Source organism: Arthrobacter sp. OAP107, from assembly GCF_040546765.1.
GTDB lineage: Bacteria > Actinomycetota > Actinomycetes > Actinomycetales > Micrococcaceae > Arthrobacter.
This window is the reverse complement of the sequence record NZ_JBEPOK010000001.1, coordinates 546,534-565,308: the sequence shown is the minus strand read 5'-3', so window position 1 is coordinate 565,308 and position 18,775 is coordinate 546,534. Positions and strand designations below refer to the sequence as shown.

At 67.2% G+C, this 18,775-nt stretch carries 21 protein-coding genes; 10 read left to right on the top strand and 11 right to left on the bottom strand.

The window, feature by feature from the left end; translation table 11 throughout:
• Positions 1–6 precede the first annotated feature (6 nt).
• A complete protein-coding gene (locus tag ABIE00_RS02575) occupies positions 7–498 on the bottom strand; it encodes an Hsp20/alpha crystallin family protein (RefSeq protein ID WP_354256352.1) in 492 nt (163 codons plus the stop codon).
• Between the two features lie 436 nt (positions 499–934).
• On the opposite strand from ABIE00_RS02575, the gene ABIE00_RS02570 reads away from it, so the two are divergent.
• Positions 935–1,399, top strand: a complete 465-nt coding sequence (locus tag ABIE00_RS02570; RefSeq protein ID WP_354256350.1) for a hypothetical protein — start codon at positions 935–937, stop codon at positions 1,397–1,399.
• Positions 1,400–1,413: 14 nt separating this feature from the next.
• On the opposite strand, the gene ABIE00_RS02565 is transcribed toward ABIE00_RS02570, so the two are convergent.
• Positions 1,414–2,037, bottom strand: a complete 624-nt coding sequence (locus ABIE00_RS02565) for a TetR/AcrR family transcriptional regulator (RefSeq protein WP_354256347.1) — start codon at positions 2,035–2,037, stop codon at positions 1,414–1,416.
• 142 nt (positions 2,038–2,179) lie between these two features.
• Between ABIE00_RS02565 and ABIE00_RS02560 the strand changes: the two genes are divergently transcribed.
• The 3 genes from ABIE00_RS02560 (at position 2,180) to ABIE00_RS02550 (ending at position 3,778) form a co-directional block, all read left to right on the top strand.
• Complete coding sequence (locus ABIE00_RS02560; RefSeq protein WP_331575407.1) at positions 2,180–2,416, top strand: hypothetical protein; 237 nt, start codon at positions 2,180–2,182, stop codon at positions 2,414–2,416.
• A gap of 166 nt (positions 2,417–2,582) precedes the next feature.
• Positions 2,583–3,056, top strand: a complete 474-nt coding sequence (locus ABIE00_RS02555) for a sensor histidine kinase (protein ID WP_354256343.1) — start codon at positions 2,583–2,585, stop codon at positions 3,054–3,056.
• Between the two features lie 56 nt (positions 3,057–3,112).
• A complete protein-coding gene (locus tag ABIE00_RS02550; protein WP_354256340.1) occupies positions 3,113–3,778 on the top strand; it encodes a nucleoside/nucleotide kinase family protein in 666 nt (221 codons plus the stop codon).
• On the opposite strand, the gene ABIE00_RS02545 is transcribed toward ABIE00_RS02550, so the two are convergent.
• The 3 genes from ABIE00_RS02545 to ABIE00_RS02535 all read right to left on the bottom strand — a co-directional run bounded on the left by ABIE00_RS02545 (position 3,779) and on the right by ABIE00_RS02535 (position 5,915).
• Positions 3,779–4,024, bottom strand: a complete 246-nt coding sequence (locus tag ABIE00_RS02545) for a hypothetical protein (protein ID WP_354256337.1) — start codon at positions 4,022–4,024, stop codon at positions 3,779–3,781.
• Between the two features lie 71 nt (positions 4,025–4,095).
• The gene (locus tag ABIE00_RS02540; RefSeq protein WP_354256334.1) at positions 4,096–4,827 is read right to left on the bottom strand and encodes a DUF4386 family protein; all 732 of its coding nucleotides are present in this window, start codon (positions 4,825–4,827) and stop codon (positions 4,096–4,098) included.
• Between the two features lie 41 nt (positions 4,828–4,868).
• Positions 4,869–5,915, bottom strand: a complete 1,047-nt coding sequence (locus ABIE00_RS02535; protein WP_354256332.1) for an LLM class flavin-dependent oxidoreductase — start codon at positions 5,913–5,915, stop codon at positions 4,869–4,871.
• Positions 5,916–6,072: 157 nt separating this feature from the next.
• On the opposite strand from ABIE00_RS02535, the gene ABIE00_RS02530 reads away from it, so the two are divergent.
• Positions 6,073–6,909, top strand: a complete 837-nt coding sequence (locus ABIE00_RS02530) for an alpha/beta fold hydrolase (protein WP_354256329.1) — start codon at positions 6,073–6,075, stop codon at positions 6,907–6,909.
• 314 nt (positions 6,910–7,223) lie between these two features.
• Positions 7,224–7,745 (top strand): hypothetical protein, encoded by a 522-nt coding sequence (locus ABIE00_RS02525; RefSeq protein WP_354256326.1) that lies wholly within the window; start codon positions 7,224–7,226, stop codon positions 7,743–7,745.
• Positions 7,746–7,849: 104 nt separating this feature from the next.
• Here the strand turns inward: ABIE00_RS02525 and ABIE00_RS02520 are convergent, their stop codons facing one another.
• The 5 genes from ABIE00_RS02520 to ABIE00_RS02500 form a co-directional block, all read right to left on the bottom strand.
• A complete protein-coding gene (locus ABIE00_RS02520; RefSeq protein ID WP_354256324.1) occupies positions 7,850–10,108 on the bottom strand; it encodes an Ig-like domain-containing protein in 2,259 nt (752 codons plus the stop codon).
• 58 nt (positions 10,109–10,166) lie between these two features.
• The gene (locus tag ABIE00_RS02515; protein WP_354256321.1) at positions 10,167–11,183 is read right to left on the bottom strand and encodes a magnesium and cobalt transport protein CorA; all 1,017 of its coding nucleotides are present in this window, start codon (positions 11,181–11,183) and stop codon (positions 10,167–10,169) included.
• Positions 11,184–11,288: 105 nt separating this feature from the next.
• Positions 11,289–11,687, bottom strand: a complete 399-nt coding sequence (locus ABIE00_RS02510; RefSeq protein WP_331575424.1) for a cupin domain-containing protein — start codon at positions 11,685–11,687, stop codon at positions 11,289–11,291.
• 256 nt (positions 11,688–11,943) lie between these two features.
• A complete protein-coding gene (locus tag ABIE00_RS02505; protein ID WP_354256317.1) occupies positions 11,944–12,675 on the bottom strand; it encodes a glutamine amidotransferase in 732 nt (243 codons plus the stop codon).
• 4 nt (positions 12,676–12,679) lie between these two features.
• Entirely contained in the window at positions 12,680–13,381 is a 702-nt protein-coding gene (locus ABIE00_RS02500) for a FadR/GntR family transcriptional regulator (protein ID WP_331575428.1), read from the bottom strand.
• 127 nt (positions 13,382–13,508) lie between these two features.
• Here ABIE00_RS02500 and ABIE00_RS02495 point away from each other — a divergent pair, with 127 nt between their 5' ends.
• The 3 genes from ABIE00_RS02495 (at position 13,509) to ABIE00_RS02485 (ending at position 17,737) form a co-directional block, all read left to right on the top strand.
• Entirely contained in the window at positions 13,509–14,900 is a 1,392-nt protein-coding gene (locus ABIE00_RS02495) for an SLC13 family permease (protein ID WP_354256313.1), read from the top strand.
• A 66-nt stretch (positions 14,901–14,966) separates the two neighbouring features.
• Positions 14,967–16,217, top strand: a complete 1,251-nt coding sequence (locus ABIE00_RS02490; protein ID WP_354256311.1) for a CaiB/BaiF CoA transferase family protein — start codon at positions 14,967–14,969, stop codon at positions 16,215–16,217.
• Positions 16,214–17,737: a carboxyl transferase domain-containing protein gene (locus tag ABIE00_RS02485; RefSeq protein ID WP_354256308.1), complete on the top strand. Its 1,524-nt coding sequence runs from the start codon at positions 16,214–16,216 to the stop codon at positions 17,735–17,737. The genes ABIE00_RS02490 and ABIE00_RS02485 overlap by 4 nt, the downstream gene beginning before the upstream one ends.
• A 17-nt stretch (positions 17,738–17,754) precedes the next feature.
• On the opposite strand, the gene ABIE00_RS02480 is transcribed toward ABIE00_RS02485, so the two are convergent.
• Positions 17,755–18,366 carry an NADPH-dependent FMN reductase gene (locus ABIE00_RS02480; protein WP_354256305.1) on the bottom strand — a complete coding sequence of 204 codons (612 nt, stop codon included), beginning with the start codon at positions 18,364–18,366 and terminating at the stop codon, positions 17,755–17,757.
• Positions 18,367–18,595: 229 nt separating this feature from the next.
• Between ABIE00_RS02480 and ABIE00_RS02475 the strand changes: the two genes are divergently transcribed.
• Positions 18,596–18,757 carry a hypothetical protein gene (locus ABIE00_RS02475; RefSeq protein ID WP_354256302.1) on the top strand — a complete coding sequence of 54 codons (162 nt, stop codon included), beginning with the start codon at positions 18,596–18,598 and terminating at the stop codon, positions 18,755–18,757.
• Positions 18,758–18,775: the final 18 nt, after the last annotated feature.

Genomic DNA, 18,775 nt, shown 5'->3' with positions numbered 1-18,775 from the left:
GGCGGCCTAGGGCCCACCAAAACTCTGGCCCTCGGGATCCTGCCCCATGGTGCGTGACGTTTCATCGGTACCTGAACTACTGGCTCCGGCGCCGCGGGAGACGCGGATCTTGTGGCCGCCCGCAGCTGGCTCCTCGGCCAACGGAACACGTACTTCGAGGACGCCGTCCGTGTACGAGGCGTGGATGTCCTCCTGGTTCACCGGGCCCGGAAGGCTTACGGTCCGCGAAAACGTGCCGAACCGGAACTCCGAACGGTACCCTTCCCTCTCCCTGTGCTCCGACTTTTCCTCACGGCGGACCGTGATCTGCAGCTGGCTGCCGGCGAGGGTGATGTCCACGTCATTGTCGGGATCGATACCCGGCGCCTCGGCCCTGACCACCAGGGAGCCTGACTCACGGTATTCCTCCACCCGCAGCCAGGCGTCCAAATCCCCCTCCAGGAACCGGCGGAAGGGTTCCGGGATATCCACACCGGCACGCCTGAATATGTTGGTCATCGCTGTTACCTCCTGTCAGCTTCCGGCCCCGTTGCAGGATGCGGAGGACCGGAGCGGGTCCCGACACCAACAAAGCTACGCCGTTGCGGAATGCTTGTCTCTTGCCGATCGCTTGTGAGCGCGGTGGTCAGGCCTTGCTGCAGCCAACCAGCCGCGGGCCCTTTCGTCCCGGTCGGATCCTGAGAGTTTCCTTGTGAAAAACCGGGAACCTCACAGGCGTCAGCGGGCCGGCCTCCGGCAGTGAGCACCCCTTTCGCTGGATGGACCCCCCATTTCCGCAGGGCGTGCCCATCAAGGGGGTCCCCCGCGACGAGTTTTTCACAGGAGACGTGCCGCACATTGGCACCATGCAAGAGTCACGCCGCCAATGAAGGAGCCGCGATGAAGAACGCAATGAAGACGCCGGCGGAAAGCGCGAACCTTTCCGGAGGTCCCGATGGACGCTAATGTCCCCACCCCCGCTGAGCCTGAATGGCTGAAGACTGCCGCCGAACCGGGACGGTGCACCCAGGATGCAGCGGACGCGCTGGAGGTTTTCTGCAGTGACTCGCTGAGGTCGATTGACCGGACCGTGATGCGGGCCCAGGTTATCGAACTCATCCTGGACATCCTCGCCACCACGGATGTGCAGTCGGAAGCCCGGCGCCGGCTGCTGCAGCATCTGGCCTCACATCCGGGTTCACCCGAGCAAGCGCTGCTGTGCCATTTGAGCGAGAACGCCTGCCTACCGCCGGCAACAGGCGGGGGCAACCTCACGGCCGGTGATTATCTTCCGGCCGGCGGGGACTACTTCGCCGCCGGCACCGCGGAGCCGTCATTGGCCGGGTCCGAGAACGCCGCTGACGGACCGAAGCCGAAGTGGCTCCCGGCTCCGCTGCGGAACCTGCTGCGGCTCGACTGAACGGGGCCGGCCTGTCAGCTTCGGTGGTGCGCGATCAGCCAGCCGGCCATCTGCTGCGCCCGCTTGTTGGCGAGGAAGTCACCTTCGGTCGCGGAAATGATGGAGCCCTTCATCAGGATGTGCCACGAGCGGGCAAATTCGTCGGGGCGTTCCAGCCCTGCCTCCTCTGCGAGCGCCTGGATGTGGCCGCGGATCCTGGCGAGGTAGCCGATGCTGGCCTCTCCCAGCGGATGCCCGGGACCCATCTCCAGCAGGACATTGATGAACGTGCACGCCTCGAAATCGTCCCGCTGGAACCAGTCGCCGAAGACGTCGAAGATGGCCAGCAGGCGTCCTTCGGGAGTGGCTCCCCGGCGCCGGGCCTCGGAGACAATCAGGTCCACGGTCCAGACCTGGTCGCGGAGTGCCAGGAATGCCAGGAATGCCAGGACCAGTGCGTCCTTGGACGGGAAGTGGCGGTAGAACGTGGACTTGGCCACTCCGGACTGCTCGATCAGTTCATTGATTCCGACGTCGCGGACACCGCGGTGGGAAAAAAGTTCGTAGGCGGTAGCGAGAATCCGGTCCACTGGTTCACTATGGCCGGTGCGCACCTCTTCAGGCAGCAAGGCATCCCCGGTTGCATCAGGAGCACTCATCAGAGATTCAGTGTACCTTGGCACTGGCAGAGACAGACTTGTCTGTCTTATTGTTTTAGGAACATGACACTTCGTCTGGGGAGCAGTTGCTGTTCTCCTGCCGCGCGTGTCACTGCAATGGGGCAGAAACAGGAGGGTACCGATGGACGACGATATCCGCGCGGTGGAAGAAGCCGTGGCGACGCTGGAATCCGCAGCAGTAGAGCATGACCCCGCGGCTGCAACCCTGCAAAGTGCGGTTGCCGCGGCCGTAACCCACGGCAAGCCAATCCGTGAAGTGGCGGCAGCCGCGCACATGACCGCGCTGGAGGTGCTCGACGCCGCCGACGCCGTCACGTATCCGCAGCACTCGCTCCAGCCCTGGATGATGGCCCCATAGCCACAGGACACCGGCCGCAGAACATCTTGCGGAAACTTGATTGGATCCCGGGGTAAACCTGCGGCAAGCCTGATCGGCCGGCGCCACCCTTAATGCATCAGCCCCTGGAGGAGCGATTTCCAGGGAAAACATGCAACGAGGACCGCAAGGAAGCCGGGGGGCCGCCATGAACCAGTCAGCAACTCTCGAGGAAGTCGTCGAGGTCGGCGGTGTCATCACCGACCGTCAGCCGCTGGACTTTTACCGGCTGGGGCTTGCCGGCTGCATCGACAGGCTCACGGTTCCCCTGCGCCGCCAGGGTACCTGCGTCCGCTGGGAGACGCCGCACCACGGCGTCGAGATCTCATCCGGCTGCGCCTCCCTGCTCTACCAGTCCGCGCAGGAGGCGCTGAGCAACACGTTCAAGCATGCGCATGCCACGGATGTGACCGTCCGGCTTGCCGCAGTCTTCCACGGCATCCGCCTCATGGTCGCGGACAACGGCACTGGGTTCGAATCGGTTCCGCCGGCGGCGGGAGAAGTCAACGGCCACGGACTGAGGACCATCTCACAGGCGGTCGAGGAGGCGGGCGGCACCGTGAACATCATCTCGTCCCCCGGTACAGGCACGGCGATCACCATCACCATTCCGCTCGACTGAACGCTCACGCGCCACAACACACTCCGGCGTCCCGGGCCTCGCCTAGGATGCTGTGCATGACCCTTCCGAACGTTGAGCCCCAGTCCCTCCTGGCTTTCGAATCCGCGGAAATCCAGCAGGCCGTCGCCCAACTGCGCAGCCGGCTGACCTCCGGAAGGCGGCTTCTCCTCGGCGTGGCCGGCTCACCGGGGTCCGGCAAGTCCACCTTCTCGGCCTGCCTCGCGGACGCGCTCGGCCCAGATACCGCCCTCGTGGTGCCCATGGACGGCTTCCACCTGGGCAACGCCATCATTGACGGCACTCCGCTGCGGCAGCGCAAGGGCGCGCCGGACACGTTCGACGTCGGCGGTTACCTTTCGCTCCTGCAGCGGCTTGCGCGCCGGGACGAGGACGTTGTGTACGCGCCGGACTTCCGGCGGACGATCGATGAGCCGGTAGCCGCATCGCTGGCCGTTCCGGCCGCCATCCCCATCATCATCACGGAGGGCAACTACCTGCTCAACGACGATCCGCGCTGGCAGCAGGTGCGGGCACAGCTGGACGAGGTGTGGTTCATCGACACGCCGCGTGAATTGCGCCTTGCCCGCCTGGTCGAACGGCACATGCTCTATGGCATGGACCGTGCGGCGGCCGAGGCCTGGGCCAACGGACCGGACGCGGCCAACGCACGCCTGATCGAAGCCACGCGCTCCCGTGCCGACAGGATCATCGCCTGGCGTTAGCTACCTGTCCCCGGCGTCCCACATGCCGGATTCGCCCGCGGCCTCTTCCGGCTTGTGGCCGCCCTCCGGCGCCCCGCTGCCCACGTAGCCGGCGGGAACTGTGCCGCCGGCCTGTGTCATCTGTTCCTCACGAATGTTGTGCGCCGTGCCAGCCTCAGGATGGGGCTGCTCCTGTTCGACGGCGTCCGGGTCGTCAGGGCCGCGAAGATCACTGGGCTCTTCCGCATTGCGCTTGCTGTCGGTCATGCCACTGCCTCTCACTGGGAAATGCCGGTCGCATCCCAGTCTAGGCACAGCCGCCGGGAGCGGCGCCGGGACTAGGGCCGCCTCAGCGAACTTGCCAGGAGCCAAAGCGTCCAGACCAGGATGAGCGCGATGCCTGCCAGCGTGGGCACGGTGTTGCTGCCGGAGAAACCTATGGCTCCGATGATCCAGCCCTGGGCCAGGTATGCGGCTCCAGACAGTCCCATGAGGTAACCCACCGGCCGCGGGAACCCGGGCGAACTGGCCACCGCGACGCCAAGCAGGAGGAGCGCCGCCCCCAGCACGAAGCTTTGGTAGCTGCGCATCCCCCACTCCAGCCAGCGGATGTCCTCCGCAGCGGCAAAGCGAACCGCTTTGTCGGCGCCCTCGGAGGCAGCCCAGGCATCCACGGAATGCTTCAGCGCCACGCCGTCCACCGCCTGCAGTGCCCCATACAGGGCCAGCGAAGCGGCCGCCGCCCAGTTGCCCAACCGCGCGGCCCATGCGGAGCGTCCGGGCGGGCCGCCGGCCACGGTTCCCAGCACCAACAGCCCGCTGACAAGGGCTGCCATGCCCACAAACTGCCCCAGGTGCACCACCGTCCACGGCTCGCTGCGGGCATACTCAGCGAAGGCCGCTGCGTGATCGTTCGGATCAGCCTCTCCCGGATGCAGGGCGCCGAAACCGAGGGAAAGCACGACGCCGGCAACCAGCAGGACAGCAGCCAGCCGCCGGACGCCCGGACCGCCGCCGGAATATGGACCGCGGCCGGAATCCCGGCTTACAGGAACGTGATTCGGGTCCATGGCAACCGCCCCCTTGGGAGGAACCGTTCAATGCCAGTAGGTTACGCCTGCTCCCGGACATTCCACGGCGTCCACCCCAGGGCCGGGGCCACATGGCGGGCGATGTTTCCCAGCAGCTTGGCGTTGTACTCCACGCCAAGCTGGTTGGGGACGGTGAGCAGGAGTGTGTCCGCGGCCTGCACCGCGGCGTCGGCGGACAGCTCCGCGGCGATGACATCCGGCTCACCGATGTAGCTCTTGCCGAAGCGGGCCAGGGTTCCGTCGAGGGCGCCCACCTGGTCCCGGCCCTCGCGGAGCGCGCTCAGCCCGAAGTACTGCCGGTCCTCGTCGTCGGCCAGGGGCAGTACGCTGCGGCTGACCGATACCCGCGGCTCGCGGCCGTGTCCTGCCGCCGCCCATGCCTCACGGAACATGGCGATCTGCTCGGCCTGGAGCTCGTGGAACGGCACCCCCGTGTCCTCGGTCAGGAGGGTCGAACTCATGAGGTTCATCCCGCGCTCGGCCGCCCAGACCGCCGTCTTCCGTGTTCCCGCGCCCCACCAGATCCGCTCGGGAAGACCCTCGGAGCGGGGCTGGACGGGCAGCAGCCCGGTGGCTCCTCCGGCGTACCGCGGGTCGGCCTCCACCACGCCGGCACCGGCGATGGCCCGCCGGAACTCCTCAGTGTGCCGGCGCGCCATGTCCGCATCGGTCTCGCCCTCCCGCGGCGCATAGCCAAAAGCACTGGCCCCGTTGCGTGCGGGCTCGGGCGAACCACGGCTGATACCCAGCTGGAGCCGGCCGCCGCTGATAAGGTCCGTGGCCGCCGCCTCCTCCGCCATGTACAGCGGATTCTCGTAGCGCATGTCGATGACCCCGGTGCCAAGCTCAATCCGGCTGGTGCGCGCTGCGGCGGCAGCGAGCAGCGGGAAAGGCGACGCCTGCTGGCGCGCGAAGTGGTGCACGCGGAAGAACGCGCCATCGATCCCCAGGTCCTCCGCGGCCACGGCCAGCTCAATCCCCTGCAGCAGCGCATCACGCGCCGTCCTGGTACGGGAACCCTGCACAGGCCCCCAGTGGCCGAACGACAGGAAGCCAATTCTTTTCATGCCCTGCACAACATTCCGGCCCCTGCCGCCATTCCTGCAGGCTACATCCTGTGACGCGCCGCGCACCGGCCCGCAACCCCGCATGACCCGCGACCCCGATAGGTTGGTACCACCGCTTGAGGACGTCCGTTCTCATGAGACCGAAGGGAATGCTGGCATGGCTTACATCACCGTTGGACAGGAAAACAGCACCGACATCGAGCTCTATTACGAAGACCACGGAACAGGGCAGGCTGTTGTCCTCATCCACGGCTATCCCCTGGACGGATCCTCCTGGGAGAAGCAGACCGCCGCCCTGCTGGACGCCGGCTACCGCGTCGTCACGTACGACCGCCGCGGCTTCGGGAAGTCCAGCAAGCCCACCACCGGCTACGACTACGACACCTTCGCAGACGACCTCAACACCGTCCTCACCACCCTGGACCTCAACGACGCGGTACTGGTGGGCTTCTCGATGGGAACCGGCGAGGTGGCCCGCTACCTCTCCACGTTCGGATCGGCACGTGTTGTCAAGGCCGCCTTCCTCGGGTCCCTGGAACCCTTCCTCCTGCAGACCGACGACAACCCCACAGGCGTGCCGCAGTCGGTCTTTGACGGCCTGACCGAGGCGGTTACAGCGGACCGGTACGCCTTCTTCACTGAGTTCTTCAAGAACTTCTACAACACCGACACTTTCCTGGGGACCCCCCGCCTCAGCGAGGAGTCCCTCAGGGCAAGCTGGGACCTCGCCGCCAGTTCCGGCGCATTCGCCTCCGTGGCCGCCCAGCCCACCTGGATCACCGACTTCCGCACCGACATCCCGAAGATCGACGTCCCGGCGCTGATCGTGCACGGCACGGCGGACAACATCCTGCCGATCGACGCCACCGGCCGGCAGTTCAGCAAGGCCCTGCCGGAGGCTGACTACGTGGAGATCGACGGCGCCCCGCACGGCCTGCTCTGGACGCACGGGGCAGAGGTCAACGAGGCGCTGCTCGCCTTCCTGGGCAAGTAGCGCGGCGCAGGGTGAGGCGGCCGCCGCCGGGACAGCCCGCCGTCGGCCCTCTTCCTGCAGCCGCCGCGGCGGCTCCCGACGGCAGTAATGCAACCGCTACCGGTTGACAATTGCGGTAAATAAGTGTTGACACCCACTTATAGGCGTACACTTTGAATCACCGGATTCCAGCAGTATCACCGAGAACGGGTCCGGTTCCAAGCCCACCCGGCACGTCCGGGTGGACGATCATAAAGCGGACATAAGTGGTTGATAGGTCTCCACGCGTCACGTGATCGGCCAATGATGCCCGAACACATCTCGCGGGAGAAACAATGAAAATCACTGCGCCAACACCCCGCCGCACGGCTAAGGTCGCGTTGGTTTCCTCCATGTCGATGGGTCTGCTTGCCGGACCGTTTGCGTTCGCTGCGCCAGCCAACGCAATGCCGGATTACGGCAATAAGGACAACTGTCACGTCACCGCCTACAAGCCGGACAAGGCCGACTATGGCAAGAAGGACCGGGACTACGGCAAGTCAGTCAAGGTCGACTTCAAGTTCAAGATCCACTGCGACAAGGGCACCAAGGTCTACTTCGACCAAAAGATGTTCCAGCGCCACGGACGCTGGGACAAAGAGATCGGGCATGACCACGGCTGGGTCTGGGTCCACGGTGACAAGTGGGTCAGCAACAAGGAGAAGGTACACGCCGACCGCGGCGACAAGGATGTCAAGGTATCCCATACCGTCAAGATCCGGTTCCAGGACAAGGACAAGAAGAACCATTGGACTTGGAAGTCGGATTCTGACCACGCCTACGCAACCATCAAGCTTGACAAGGGGCGCGGGTACTAGCGGACCACATCAGTTGATTAAGTCCTAGCAACTGTCACAGAGGCCGACGGCGGCACGTGAGTGCCGCCGTCGGCCTCCGTTTTCCCCGCCCGGGTTGTTATGGCTCAGAGTGAACCGGTGGTGAACGTCCAGCTGGCGGACTTCAGCGGGTTGCCCGCCAGGTCGCGGACCGCGGCGGCGCCGCCGGTCACGCCGGCCGTGTACACGGTCCGTGCGGCCAGGGTCGCCGACGGGTTCAGGATCCACTGGTTCGTGGTGCCGTTGCGCGACAGGGCGGCAGTCACCCGGGCGCCGGTGGCGGTGTTCTTAAGCGTGAGGGTGCCGGTCCCCGCACCCTGGATGGCCTCGCTGAACGTCACCACGATGTTGCTGGCGCGGCGAACCAGCGTGGCGCCCGGGCGCGGCGTCATGGCCGTGATGACGGGGGCCGGGCCGGTGGTGAAGGTCCAGCTGGTGGTGGCCAGCGGCGTGCCTGCGGCGTCGCGGACAGCGGCCGCTCCGCCGGTCAGAGTCGCCGTGTACTTGGCGTCGTTGGCGAGGTTGGCCGTGGGATTCAGCGTGGCGGTCCGCGTGGTGGCGCTGTAGGTGACGGCCCCCGGAACAGCGGTGCCGCCCGGGCCGTGCAGCACGAAGCTGCTGCCGCTCAGGCCAAGCATTCCGGTGCTGAAGGTGGCCGTGACGTTGCTTCCTGCCGCAACGGAGTTGGCGTTCGCGCCGGGCGTGCGTGCAGTGACCGTGGGGGCCACGGCGGTGGTGAAGGACCAACTGCCCGTCACGAACGGGGTGCCGGCGGCGTCGCGGATGGCGGCAGATCCGCCGGTCAGCGTCGCCGTGTATTTCTGCGACGCACCGAGCAGGCTCTCGGGGTTCAGGGTTGCGGTGTGCGTTGCGGCGTCGTAGCTGACTGCGGCGGGCACTGTTGCTCCGGACGCGTTCCGGAGGACGAAGGTGGAGGCGCTGACGCCCTGGACCGCGGAACCGAAGGCTGCGGTGACGTTGGCGGCCACGGCGGCGCCCGCAGAGTTGGCTGCCGGGCTGAGCGCCGTCACGGCTGGCGCGCTGAGGAGCGCGGCGGCGGGATCGGTGAATAGCAGGCGGTTGGGGGTTCCCGCGGTGGCGGCGGAGATGGCACCGGAGGTGGCCGCGGACAGCAGCCTGGCATTCACGTCCGCGGGCTGCAGGCCCGGCGAACGGGAGAGCAGCAAGGCTGCGGCGCCGGCCACGTGCGGGGATGCCATCGAGGTTCCGCTCATCAGGGCCGTGGCCGTGGTGGAGGCAGGGGATGCGGACTTGATTCCCACACCCGGCGCATACAGGTCAACGCAGCTGCCGTAGTTGGAGAAGGACGCCTGCTTGTCCGCGGAATCGCTCGCGGCGACGGTCAGCGCACCGGCAACGCGGGCCGGGGAACTGTTGCAGGCATCGGCGGCGGAGTTGCCGGCGGCGACCACGGCGGTGACGCCGTCGTTGATGATGCCCTGCACCGCGGCGTCCACCATCGGGCTGGCGGTGCTGCCAAGGCTCAGGTTGGCCACGGCCGGGGTTCCGGCCCGGTGGTTGGAGGCGACCCACTCGAGCCCGGCGATGACGTCCGAGTTGAAGCCCGATCCGCTGCAGTCCAGCACGCGGACGGGGATCACGGTGGCCGCCTTGGCCACGCCGTAGGTCTTTCCCGCGATGGTGCCGGCAACGTGCGTGCCATGGCCATTGCAGTCCCCGGTGCCCAGCCCGTCGGAAACGGCCGTCCAGCCCTGTGCGACGCGGCCGCCGAACTCCGCGTGCGCAGACAGCACGCCGGAGTCAATCACGTAGGCGCTCACGCCGGCGCCGGAGGATGCCGAGGTGTAGGTCCTGGACAGCGGCAGGGCGCGCTGGTCGATGCGGTCCAGCCCCCACGTTGCGGACTGCTGGGTGCCGGCGGCCGTCACCGGGGCATCCAGTTCGACGGCGGCGACGCCGGCCGAGCGCTTCAGTTCCGCAGCCTGCCCCGGCGTGGCCGTCACCACTGCCCCGCGGATGGCCTTGGCGAAAGTGCGTCCAACGCCGATGTTCCGCGAGCGCAGGTTCCGGACGGCCGAGGATACGTCGGTCCCGGCGGAATAGCGCACGATGTAACGGGCAGGAGCAGCCGCCTGGCTTTCCGCGGCAGTGCTTGCGGCGGCGCCGGTGGCGGCAGTGCCGGGCGAGACGCCCGCGAAGGCGGCGGCAAAGCCCGTGAGCAGCAGCGTGGCCAGGGCAGGACGGAGAACAGACGAAGAGCGAATTTTGGGGTTCCTTCGAAAGCTGAGGGGCCGGCGGGAAGAGCCAGTGGACGGCTGATTCCAGTGTATTTTCCGCGGCCCCGGGCGGGACCGCAGCTGCACGGAAGCTTCGATGAAGCTTCGGCTCCTGCGGAAAAACCGGCGTAAAACTGTGCTTTCCCTAGATCCAGTTGTTGCGTTTGAAGGCGGCATACAGGATCAGTCCCATGCCGATCATCAGCCCCAGAGCCATGGGATACCCGAAGATCCAGTCGAGTTCCGGCATCGTGTGGAAGTTCATGCCGTAAATCGTTCCGATGAGCGTCGGCGCGAAGAGGATGGCGGCCCACGACGAGATCCTCTTGACCTGCTCGCTCTGCGCGAAGCTGGACTCGGTGAGGCGGCGCATCTCGTCGTTCTGCCGCTGGGCCACGAGGGCTGCGTTCACGGCGAGCGCGTTCTGCAGCAGCGCCCGGAAGGACGCGATCCGGTCGTTGAGGCGCAGGACGTGGTCCAGCACGTCGCGGAGGTGGTCCTGGAGTTCGGGGCCGGGGTGGTGGTCCGGCGTTCCGGTGATCAGGGCCTGCAGGATTCCGGCGAGCGGTCCGGTGGCGCGCTGCACGGTGATGACCTGGCGGGAGAGTTCGTAGATGCGGCGGGACACTTCCGGGTCCGCACCGAACAGCTCGTCCTCGATCTCGTCGATGTCGTTTTCCAGGCCGGCCGCGACAGGTTCGTACTCGTCGACCACCTGGTCCAGGATGGCGTACAGCACGGCGTCGGGACCCAGGGCGAGGAACTCCGGCTGGGATTCCATGCGGCGGCGCACCCGCGCCAGGTCCGGTGATTCAGCCCGGCGGACGGTGACCACGAAATCCGGCCCGGCAAAGACGTGGATCTCGCCGAACTCCACCTTTTCGACGTCGTCGAGGTACCGCGCCGGTCGCAGGACCAGGAAGAGCGTTTCACCGTAATGCTCAAGCTTGGCGCGCTGGTGTCCGGTCAGCGCGTCCTCGACCGCCAGTTCGCTGAGTTCGAACTCGTCCGCCACCGAGCGCAACTCATGGGGGTCGGGCCGGTAGAGCCCGATCCAGGCCATGCCCTCGCGCTGCCGCAGCAGGAAGTAGGTCTCCTCCAGCCCCTCAGGATCAGCCGTCCGGCGGCCGGCCACGTACACCGCGTTATCGATAATGGCCACGACAGCGACTCCTCAGCTGGACCGGCATCCCATGGCAGTGACGTTATCCCTTCCGGGACGCCGTGCCAATAAGAGGACGCGTGGCCAAGCCGCCGCAGGGGCCCGTCAGATCCTGGCGTGGAGGCCCCGGCTGACCGGCCGCCCGAACGACGCCGCACCAAGGAATTCAACGGCCACGAACGGCTCGGAACCCGCCACCCATTCATCGTGCCCGGGCGGAATCGCATAGGTGTCGTTGGCACGGATGAAGGAGCGGGTCCCCTCCGGCGTCTCTACCTCCATGGCACCGGAGATGCAGAACCCGAGGTGGTTGTGCTCGCAGAAGGGAGTCTGTTCCGTGGGCTTGGTGCATTCGGACCAGCGCCAGCCGGGGGCAAGGATCAGCCGGGCCACGGAGAAGTCGTTGACGCTGACCAGGTCCACCTCGGCTTTGTCCGGGCACCTCTTCTTGTCCGGTTCATCGAAGGATTTGACGGCTAGGGCGGTAATGAAATTGGCGGTCATGGACTGTACCTGCAGATTTGGTTGAGACCTGGAATTTGAAGGTGGCTCCGGGGAGAAGCCCCACGCTGGCGAGGTGCGGACTGCCAACGGGGCGTGGCCGTGCAACAGCCGCATATGGTGGTGTGACTGCCCCCTCGCCGCACGCTCACGCAACAGATCAGTGTTGACGTAGTTCAACCGTAGACCTCCGCGGGCCGAAGTCAATGGGGAACGTTGACCCGCCACAGCCTGGCAGCTGACCGGAACGCTGCTGCGCTTACCTGCCGTAGAGTTTCACGAAGTTCCGCAGGATCTTCATCGGTTCGGTGGCGGTGAAGGTCCGGGCCGCCGCCATCAGCTCCTCTGCGGATTCGGGCGGGAAGTATCCGGCGTGGCGGTAGATGTCGATCCGGGTCACAAGGCCTTCAGCGTCGAGCTCGGGGTGGAACTGCGTGGCGTACAGGTTCTGCTTGATCCGGAACATGTGCACCGGGCAGGCCGCCGAGCTCGCCAGCAGGACCGCGTGCGGCGGCAGCACGGTGCACCCTTCCTTGTGCCCCGTGAAGGCGGTGAACTGCGCGGGCAGGCCGGCGAGCAACGGGTCCTCCAGGCCATCCGGGCTCAGGCTGATGGTCACGCCGCCCAGCTGCTCGCCGTAGGTCCGGTCAATCACAGCGCCCTGGTGCAGGCCAAGGGTGCCCACGCCGTAGCAGGCGCCCAGGAACGGGAAGTCCTCGGCCACGATCCGGTCCAGCAGCCCGGACAGTTCGCGTTCCACGCGGTGCTGGGCTTCGCTCTTCTTTTCGGCAGGGTCGCTCGAGGTGAAGGGGCTGCCGCCCACGATGACCCCGGAATAGCGGTCCAAATCCAGTTCCGGGAGGGGCCCGCGCTCCATCCGGATCCGTGTCAGCTGGTCAGGCTCCAGCCCGCAAAAGCGCAGGTAGGCCTCGTATTCGTCCTCCGCGGCGACGTCCTCGGCCCGCGAGGCGAGGAGCAGAAACGGCTTCACGTTCTTACTTCAGCAGGGCGACGTCGGACACGAGGGTGATGTGGTCCAGCATGGCCGCCGCGGCGGCCTCCGAATCCTGGGCCCTGATGGCGTCCGCGATCGTGCGGTGCGAAGCCAGCGACTGCTCCGGCCGGCCGGGCTGCCCCAGCGACTCGAGCCGCGTTTCGAGGATCATCCCGGCGATGAAGGTCATGAGCTGGGCCAGCACGCCGGAGTGCGCCGCCGCGGTAATGGCCTGGTGGAACAGTTCGTCGCCATGGGCCCCCTTCGCGCCCGAGGCCACCTCTTCCGCCATGACGTCGAGTGCCTTGTCGATCGCCTGCATGTCCTCGTCGGTGCGCCGCGCGGCGGCAAGCTCGGCCAGCTTGACCTCGAGCGTGCTGCGGGCTTCGACAATCTCTGGCAGCCGGCTCCGGTGCTCGCGCAGCCCCTTGAGCACGGAGGGCACGTTGGGCCGGTAGACCAGCACCGCACCCGTGCCGTGCTGGACGTCAATGACGCCGAGGACCTCCAGGGCCACCAGCGCCTGGGCAAGCGTCGCCCGCGAGACGCCCAGCCGTTCGGCCAGGTCCCGCTCGGCGGGCAGGGTGTCGCCCGGCCCCAGCTGGGCGGACTCGATGAAGTCCATCAGCTGCTCTACGAGCTGCTCGTAGAGCCGCGGGCGCGCGACGCGGGAAATCTGTTGCGTTGCGGTCTTCTTGGGCATGCGCATCCTTCCGGCGTTCTTGCATCAGCTTAGCGGAGGAGTATTGACAAAGTCACCTAGTGTCTAGGAGGCTAGGCCAGTGAGCCTGTAATCCCCATCACATCAACTCATCCCCGGAGGCACAACGATGTCCGCTCCCGTCCTTTCCATCATCATCCTGGCGGTGATGTTCCTGCTGGCCACGGTCCTGCCGCTCAATATGGGCGCCCTGGCCTTCGTAGGCGCCTTCCTGCTCGGCTCGGTGGTCCTGGGAATGTCCACCAGCGACATTCTTGCCAACTTCCCCGGCGGCCTTTTCCTGACGATCGTCGGCGTCACATATCTCTTTGCGATCGCCCAGAACAACGGGACCATTGACCTGCTGGTGCGGGGCGCGGTCCGGCTGGTGGGCAATAAAGTCGCGCTGATCCCCTGGGTCATGTTCGCCATCACCGCGCTTATCACCGCAGTGGGAGCCCTCTCTCCCGCCGCCGTCGCGATCATCGCCCCAATCGCACTGAGCTTCGCCGCGAAGCACAGGATTAACCCCCTGATGATGGGCATGATGGTGATCCACGGGGCGCAGGCCGGCGGCTTCTCCCCGATCGCCGTCTACGGCGTCACGGTCAACGGCATCATCGCCAAGACTGACCTCGAAGCCAGCCCGATGGCGATCTTCCTCGCCAGCTTCATCTTCAACCTCGCCATCGCCGTCGTGTTGTTCATCGTCCTGGGCGGCAGCAAACTGCTCTTCACCAAAACCGGCAGGCTCGTCGAGCAGGCCGCCGAGTCCCGGATGGCCGTGAGCGTCGGCGCCCGCGCCGCCGGTGTCACCCTGCAGGGCTCCGGCTCCGACATCCCGTCCTCCGGCGTTGCCCGCAAGGGAACCTCCGGTTCCACCTCATCAGCCCCTGACTCGGCCCAAACCTCCGGCGCCCGCGCCACCGTCCCGCAACTGGTCACCATTGCCGGCCTGATCGCGCTCGCCGTCATCTCGCTCGGCTTCAAGGTGGACGTCGGCTTCGTCTCCATCACCATCGCCCTGGTCCTGGCCCTCGTCTCCCCCGCCGCCCAGAAGGGCGCCATCAACAAGATCAGCTGGTCCACCGTCCTGCTGATCTGCGGCATGCTCACCTTCGTGGGCGTCCTCGAGGAAGCGGGCACCATCAAGTTCGTCTCTGACAGCGTCGCCCACCTCGGGATGCCGCTGCTGGCAGCACTGCTGATCTGCTACATCGGCGCCGTGGTCTCCGCCTTCGCCTCCTCCACCGCCATCCTGGCCGCCCTCATCCCGCTGGCCGTCCCGTTCCTGTCCACCGGCGAGATCGGTGCAGTCGGCGTCATCGCCGCCCTGGCCGTCGCCGCCACGATCGTGGACGTCTCACCGTTCTCCACCAACGGCGCGCTGGTACTCGCCAACGCCCCGGAGGACGTGGACAAGGACAGGTTCTACAAGCAAATCCTGGCCTACAGCGGCATCGTCGTCATTGCCGGCCCCGCCATCGCCTGGCTGGTCATGGTCCTCCCCGGCTGGATGTAGCCGCCGGACGTAAATGCCCGGGACCAGCACCAGCAGCCCCTCCAAGCAAGAGAAGGAACACCCAGCATGAGCCATGAATCCACGCCCCAGCCCGAAGGCCCCCTCGCCGGTTATCTTGTGGTGGACCTGAGCCGGGCCCTGGCCGGACCGCACGCCGGCATGATGCTGGCGGACCTCGGCGCCCGGGTCATCAAGGTTGAGAACCCCGGCACGGGAGACGATACGCGCGGCTGGGGGCCGCCGTTCGTCGGCCCGGAGGACGATCCCCAGGCCACGTACTTCCTCTCCTGCAACCGCAACAAGGAATCCATCGCCCTGGACCTGAAAAGCGACGACGGCCGGACGGTTCTGCGCGAACTGCTGGAACGGGCCGACGTCGTGATTGAAAACTTCCGCCCCGGCGTGCTGGACCGGCTCGGGTTCTCCGCCGCGCAGATGCACACGCTGAACCCTTCCCTGGTGGTCCTGTCCATCACCGGTTTCGGGCACGACGGCCCGGAGTCGCGCCGCAGCGGCTACGACCAGATCCTGCAGGGTGAGGCCGGGCTGATGTCCCTGACCGGCTCCGGCCCGGACGACCCCCAGCGGGTGGGCGTTCCCATCGCGGACCTCCTCTCCGGCATGTACGGGGCGTTCGGCACTCTCGCGGCGCTGCTTCAGCGCGAACGGACGGGCCAGGGGCAGATCGTGCGGACCTCGCTGCTTGCCGCCCTGATCGGTGTGCACGCGTTCCAGGGCACCCGTGCCACCGTTGCCGGCGAAGTGCCCAAGGCCCAGGGCAACCACCACCCGTCCATCGCACCGTACGGCCTGTTCCGCTGCCGGCAGGGCCGCGTGCAGATCAGTGTGGGCAGCGAGAAGCTGTGGCGCACGTTTGCCTCGGCGTTCGGCATCGACGCGGCCCGGCCGGAGTTCGCATCCAACGCCGAGCGCGTCCGGAACCGGGACAAGGTCATCGATGAGGTGGAACGCGCGTTCGCCGGGTACGAGGCGGAGCCGCTGCTCGCCATGCTGAACGAGGCCGGGATCCCGGCGGGCAAGGTCCGCACCCTGGACGAGGTCTACGAATGGGAACAGGTCCATTCGCAGGGCCTGGTGATCGACGTCGACCACAAGATCCTGGGCAACGTCACCCTGCCGGGGCCGCCGCTGCGCTTCTTCAGCGCCGCGGACACCGCGGAAACCACGCTGAAGGAGCACACGGCTCCGCCGCTGCTGGACCAGGACGGCGAGCAGATTCGGCAGTGGCTCGGCCTCGTTCCGGCAGACGCCGCTGCCGGCGTCGCCGGCTCCGCCGGGGAGGGCCGCCGAGCATGAGCGCAGCCCAGAAGGCCCGCCACCTGGACGCCACCGAACTCATCGCCGCCGTACTCGACCCCGGCTCCTACCGCACCTGGGACTCCCCCGTGGCGGACCCCGACCCCAGCCCGGAATACCGGCAGGAACTCGCGGCGGCCCGGGAGAAGACCGGCGTGGACGAGTCCGTCCTCACCGGTGAAGGCCTCATCCGCGGGCGGCGGGTGGCCGTCATCGTCAGCGAATTCCGCTTCCTGGCCGGCTCCATCGGCCTCGCCGCAGCGGAACGGATCGTGAACGCCGTCGAACGCGCCACCCGGGAGGGGCTACCGCTCCTGGCCGGACCGGCGTCGGGCGGAACCCGCATGCAGGAGGGCACCATCGCGTTCCTCTCCATGGTGAAAATCAGCGCGGCAGTCCGGGCGCACCGGCAGGCCGGCCTGCCCTACCTCGTCTACCTCCGCCATCCCACCACCGGCGGGGTCATGGCCTCCTGGGGCTCCCTCGGACACATCACCGTGGCCGAGCCGGGCGCCCTCCTCGGGTTCCTCGGGCCCCGGGTCTACGAGGCGCTGTACGGTTCCCCTTTTCCGGAGAACGTGCAGGTGGCCGAGAACCTCTTCGACAAGGGGCTCGTGGACGCGGTGGTCCCGCCGTGGCAGCTGTCCGACGTCGTCGACCGCGCCCTGAGCATCCTGGTCGCCGGCCCCCCTGCGCGGGTCCGGCCGCCGCGGACGCTGTCGGTGAAACCGTCCGGCGCCGGAGCCTGGGAATCGATCGGAATCTCCCGGAACCCGCGGCGCCCGGACCTGCGGCAGCTGCTGGCCTACGGAGCCCGTGACGTCCTTCCGCTCAACGGCACCGGCCAGGGCGAAAAGGACCCGGGACTCCTGCTGGCGCTGGCCCGCTTCGGGCAGAAGTCCTGCGTGGTGATAGGCCACACCCGGCCCCGGCCCTCGCAGCAGACGGCCATGGGGCCGGCGTCCCTGCGCGAAGCCCGCCGCGGCATGCGGCTGGCCGAGGAGCTCGGCCTGCCCCTGGTGACGGTGATCGACACCGGCGGCGCCGCCCTGTCCAGGGAGGCGGAAGAAGGCGGGCTGGCCGGCGAAATCGCCCGGTCCCTCCACGACCTCATCGGCCTGAACTCCCCCACCGTCTCCGTGCTGATGGGGCAGGGCACCGGCGGCGGCGCCCTGGCGCTGTTCCCGGCCGACCGCACCATCGCTGCACAGCATGCCTGGCTGTCCCCGCTGCCGCCCGAAGGGGCCAGCGCCATCGTGCACCGCAGCACCGAGTTTGCCCCGGCCATGTCCGAGGCGCAGGGCGTCAACGTCGCCTCGCTCTACGCCCACGGCATGGTGGAGCACATCGTCGACGAACGCGGCGACGCAGCGCTCGAGGGCCGGGCCTTCTGCCAGCGCCTCGGCCAGGCCATCGAGTACGAACTGGCCGCGCTCTCGGCCGCCGGGGTGGCGGACCTCCTCCCGCAACGGCTCGAAAAGTACCGCAACCTCGGCGGCCTGGTGCCCCTCCCCCTCTAGGAAGAACGAGGGGGCGGTTAGCGGGAGAGTTTCTGGGTGTCGGGTTCCGGGTCGCCGATGTGGCCCGGCGCGTTGGCCGCCAGGACCCGCTGGACGAAGGCGCAGTACTCCTCCATGTAGTGCCGCAGGAAGGCCTCCGTGGATTCGTCCTTGACCTCGCCGTCGCTGCCGAATACGTCCGGATTGAACTTCACGTAGGCCTCGGGCGCGTTCAGCTGCGGGGCATCGAGGAAGCTCAGTACGGCGCGCATGGAGGACTGCATCACCGCCGTGCCGATGCTCCCGGGCGAGGCGCCGATGATGCCGGTGGGCTTGCGGGCGAACGAGTTGGTGCCCCAGGGGCGTGATCCCCAGTCGATGGCATTCTTCAGCGCACCGGGAATGGAACGGTTGTATTCCGGGGAGACAAAGAGGATGCCGTCGGAGTCCTCGATGGCTTCCTTGAGGGCACGGCCTTCCGGCGGGAAGTCGGCGTCATAGTCATAGCTGTACAGGGGCAGGTCCTTGATGGGGATCTCGGTGAACTCGAGGTCCCCCGGGGCGAGCTTGATGAGGGCCTTGGAGAGCGTCCGGTTGATCGAGCCGCTGGCCAGGCTCCCTACGAAGTAGCCGATCTTAAACGTTGCCATAATGGTGTTCCTTCCCAGCAGCCGGCGCGAACCGGCTGGGCCGACGGTGCAAAGGGCGGTGCTGCGGCTGTTAGCCGCGGGGCATTCGGGTGCAACCCCAACAGTTCAACACAGAACAAAATCCACGGCCAGAGCGCGGGGCCGGTTCTTGACAGTCTGACGGGTGCGGTAGCTAGATGAACGTAAGCGATGGCACACAGCACACACCCGCAACAGAGGAGCGGCAGTCATGAGCGAGATCCCGGAACCGCTGCAGCGCATCCACAGCGAGGCCCCAGCCGAAGGGGACGAAACGGCAGACCCCACCGATATCCGCATGCATTCGCAGGATCCGGCGGAAGGTGCTGACGACGTCGTCGAACCTGCGCCCAAGCGTTCGGGGACACCCTGACGGAAGTCCCTGCCCGCC

Bases quoted from the DNA above. Each gene is read 5' to 3' on its own strand.
- ABIE00_RS02555 (WP_354256343.1), top strand. From the start codon at position 2,583: ATGAACCAGTCAGCAACTCTCGAGGAAGTCGTCGAGGTCGGCGGTGTC.
- ABIE00_RS02560 (WP_331575407.1), top strand. From the start codon at position 2,180: ATGGACGACGATATCCGCGCGGTGGAAGAAGCCGTGGCGACGCTGGAA.
- ABIE00_RS02500 (WP_331575428.1), bottom strand. From the start codon at position 13,381: ATGCCCAAGAAGACCGCAACGCAACAGATTTCCCGCGTCGCGCGCCCG.
- ABIE00_RS02570 (WP_354256350.1), top strand. From the start codon at position 935: ATGGACGCTAATGTCCCCACCCCCGCTGAGCCTGAATGGCTGAAGACT.
- ABIE00_RS02495 (WP_354256313.1), top strand. From the start codon at position 13,509: ATGTCCGCTCCCGTCCTTTCCATCATCATCCTGGCGGTGATGTTCCTG.
- ABIE00_RS02490 (WP_354256311.1), top strand. From the start codon at position 14,967: ATGAGCCATGAATCCACGCCCCAGCCCGAAGGCCCCCTCGCCGGTTAT.
- ABIE00_RS02530 (WP_354256329.1), top strand. From the start codon at position 6,073: ATGGCTTACATCACCGTTGGACAGGAAAACAGCACCGACATCGAGCTC.
- ABIE00_RS02510 (WP_331575424.1), bottom strand. From the start codon at position 11,687: ATGACCGCCAATTTCATTACCGCCCTAGCCGTCAAATCCTTCGATGAA.
- ABIE00_RS02550 (WP_354256340.1), top strand. From the start codon at position 3,113: ATGACCCTTCCGAACGTTGAGCCCCAGTCCCTCCTGGCTTTCGAATCC.
- ABIE00_RS02540 (WP_354256334.1), bottom strand. From the start codon at position 4,827: ATGGACCCGAATCACGTTCCTGTAAGCCGGGATTCCGGCCGCGGTCCA.
- ABIE00_RS02575 (WP_354256352.1), bottom strand. From the start codon at position 498: ATGACCAACATATTCAGGCGTGCCGGTGTGGATATCCCGGAACCCTTC.
- ABIE00_RS02525 (WP_354256326.1), top strand. From the start codon at position 7,224: ATGAAAATCACTGCGCCAACACCCCGCCGCACGGCTAAGGTCGCGTTG.
- ABIE00_RS02485 (WP_354256308.1), top strand. From the start codon at position 16,214: ATGAGCGCAGCCCAGAAGGCCCGCCACCTGGACGCCACCGAACTCATC.
- ABIE00_RS02565 (WP_354256347.1), bottom strand. From the start codon at position 2,037: ATGAGTGCTCCTGATGCAACCGGGGATGCCTTGCTGCCTGAAGAGGTG.
- ABIE00_RS02545 (WP_354256337.1), bottom strand. From the start codon at position 4,024: ATGACCGACAGCAAGCGCAATGCGGAAGAGCCCAGTGATCTTCGCGGC.
- ABIE00_RS02475 (WP_354256302.1), top strand. From the start codon at position 18,596: ATGAGCGAGATCCCGGAACCGCTGCAGCGCATCCACAGCGAGGCCCCA.
- ABIE00_RS02480 (WP_354256305.1), bottom strand. From the start codon at position 18,366: ATGGCAACGTTTAAGATCGGCTACTTCGTAGGGAGCCTGGCCAGCGGC.
- ABIE00_RS02535 (WP_354256332.1), bottom strand. From the start codon at position 5,915: ATGAAAAGAATTGGCTTCCTGTCGTTCGGCCACTGGGGGCCTGTGCAG.